Here is a 2,237-nt window from a genome sequence, read left to right on the forward strand (position 1 = left end):
CTGGCTCTCACACTCTCCACCGACAGCCGCATCATGCTGCTGGGCGGCGAGCCGCTGGGGCAGCCGGTACTGCTGTGGTGGAATTTTGTCGGCCGGGATCAGGAGCGGCTGAATCAGGCGGTGAGCGACTGGCAACAATGGCCCAACGATCGCTTTGGCGAGGTCTCCGCCTACCAGGGAGCACCCTTGACGGCACCTACACTGGATCCGTCGGTGCGACTGAAATAAACGCGGGGTAGATCGCCCTCCCCGTAGGTCAGATTTACCCAAGGGCACAGAGAGCCTGAAAGGCGTAATCCGACCTTTAGCGGTGGAGCAAGAGGACAGGGTGGAGTCGGCTTACGGCTACGCCCTAAGCCGACCTACAAAATCAATTAACTGCCTTCAACCTGCTGGCAGAACATCGCCATGTCGGGATCAGCAAATCCTTTGTGGGTAATGATGGCGTCGTAGACCTTGCCCGCCTGAACCGCGCAGGACACTGTCTCGATCAGGCTGCCATCCGCAGCATCTTTTACTTGTACTTCCAGACGGCTGCTACCATTGGGCGTGTCCGAAAAATAGGCCGTGGCTTTGCCATACTGCAAGCCTGGAATTGTGCCGATAGAGAAAGTCGTATCTGCCTGTTGATACATGGCGTGAATAAAACGTACCCCCACCTTCGACGACTGTACTGAAGGCGTTTGCTGAAGGAAGGATTCCAGTTTCAGGGCGCTGGAAGCACCGGACACATCCCCCATCTGCACAAGCGTATAATTCGACCCGGCCTTAAGAGCAATCTCCCTGTCCAGCATGTCGCCATCGGCATTGCGAACCTGAAAATCGACGGTTTCGGTATCAGCCGCCAGCTTCAGGTTCATCCCGCTTTGCTCATCGGTGGAATATCCCACATCTTCAAATAGCGGATCTGACGCCTTATTGGTGATCACATCCACACGAATACTTGCTGCATCCGGGTCGGTAAAATCCGTCAGCTGATTGTGAAAGTAGAGACTGGCCGGCGGACGCAGCAAATCTTCCACGTCATCATCGTCACCGCCACAGCCGGACAAGACGACTGCGCTGGCCACCGCCAGCATTCCGATCATTCGCATAGTTCCTCCCAAGGCAAACGCAAAAAGGGCATCCTAATCACGAAGAAGCCCCACTTTTTGGTATTGGTTGGCAGTTCAGAGGTTTTTCGTAGCGAGAAGTTCCAGCCGTTCAGTTGCTGAACGGCTGGCAGTACAGGGAAATCTGGTCGTCGTCACTGTCGAATTCTGTGTACGCGATGATGGCGTCGTAGCTGCGGCCGCTGCTGACGCTGCAGCTCACATCATCGATGATCACGCCCTGGGTTTCGTTGTTGATGGTCACCGCCAGGTTGCTGCCGGCACTCAGAGACACGTAGCTGCTGCCGTCGGCATATTCCAGCCCGCTGACCAGTGCCTGGCCACCGGGGGTGCTACCGCTGGCGGTGACGCTCAGCTCATCCCCGGACAGGCGTGACAGTGTGTTGATAAAACGCACCCGGATCTGCCCGCTACCCACATCCATCTTCTGGTGACTGAAGGTTTTCAGTTGGCGGTTATCCAGGGTGGTGTCGCCCATCAGCACCACCGTGTAGCGGTTGCCCCCGGTAAGCGTCCGGTTGATCGGGCCGTTAACCAGGGAGCTGCCGGAACTGCTGCCGCGGGCATCGAACGCCACCGACTGGCTGTCGTCGTCCAGCTTGAAACTGTTGGCGCTCACGCTGCCCCGCGTCGTATAGGCCACATTGCTTTCTTCTGCCGTGTTCTGGTCATCCACGAACAGGTCCACGGTGATATCGTCTTCACTGCCGCCACCCACCTGGGTGAGCTGGTTATGGAAGTACAGTTGGGCGCTGTCGTTGGAGAAGACGTCGTCGTCTTCGTCACAACCAAACGCGGACAACCCGGCCACAGAAGCCGCCAGCACCAATCGCAGAAAAATCATCGTTACGCACTCCCGGAAGGTGTCTCATCCGGCTCGCTTTCCACCGGCAGCGCAGCGACACCGTCCTCGTTAAATTCACGGATAAAGATACCCCAGAATGCCACGAAAAGGGCAGCCAACAATGGCCCCACCGCAAACCCGGTGATGCCAAACATGGCCAGCCCGCCCAGGGTGGAAAACAGCACCACATAGTCCGGCAGCTTGGTGTCGCGGCCCACCAGAATCGGGCGCAGGATGTTATCCACCAGACCGATGACAAAGACCCCGAACAGAATCAGGAT

The 2,237-nt window shown here is 57.3% G+C and carries 4 protein-coding genes; 1 reads left to right on the forward strand and 3 read right to left on the reverse strand.

Annotated elements, in window-relative coordinates; all coding sequences use genetic code 11:
• The coding region (locus A3730_RS25630; protein WP_304439537.1) for a pirin-like C-terminal cupin domain-containing protein at positions 1–228 on the forward strand (228 nt) is incomplete at its 5' end.
• Positions 229–374: 146 nt separating this feature from the next.
• On the opposite strand, the gene A3730_RS25635 is transcribed toward A3730_RS25630, so the two are convergent.
• The 3 genes from A3730_RS25635 to A3730_RS25645 all read right to left on the reverse strand — a co-directional run.
• On the reverse strand, positions 375–1,094 hold the full coding sequence (locus A3730_RS25635) for a DUF4397 domain-containing protein (protein ID WP_156497206.1): 720 nt from the start codon (positions 1,092–1,094) through the stop codon (positions 375–377).
• A gap of 109 nt (positions 1,095–1,203) precedes the next feature.
• On the reverse strand, positions 1,204–1,956 hold the full coding sequence (locus tag A3730_RS25640; protein ID WP_063521595.1) for a DUF4397 domain-containing protein: 753 nt from the start codon (positions 1,954–1,956) through the stop codon (positions 1,204–1,206).
• Between the two features lie 2 nt (positions 1,957–1,958).
• Positions 1,959–2,237, reverse strand: a 279-nt coding sequence (locus tag A3730_RS25645) for an AI-2E family transporter (RefSeq protein ID WP_156501365.1), incomplete at its 5' end; no start/stop codon positions are given.

This window comes from Alcanivorax sp. HI0044, from assembly GCF_001634945.1.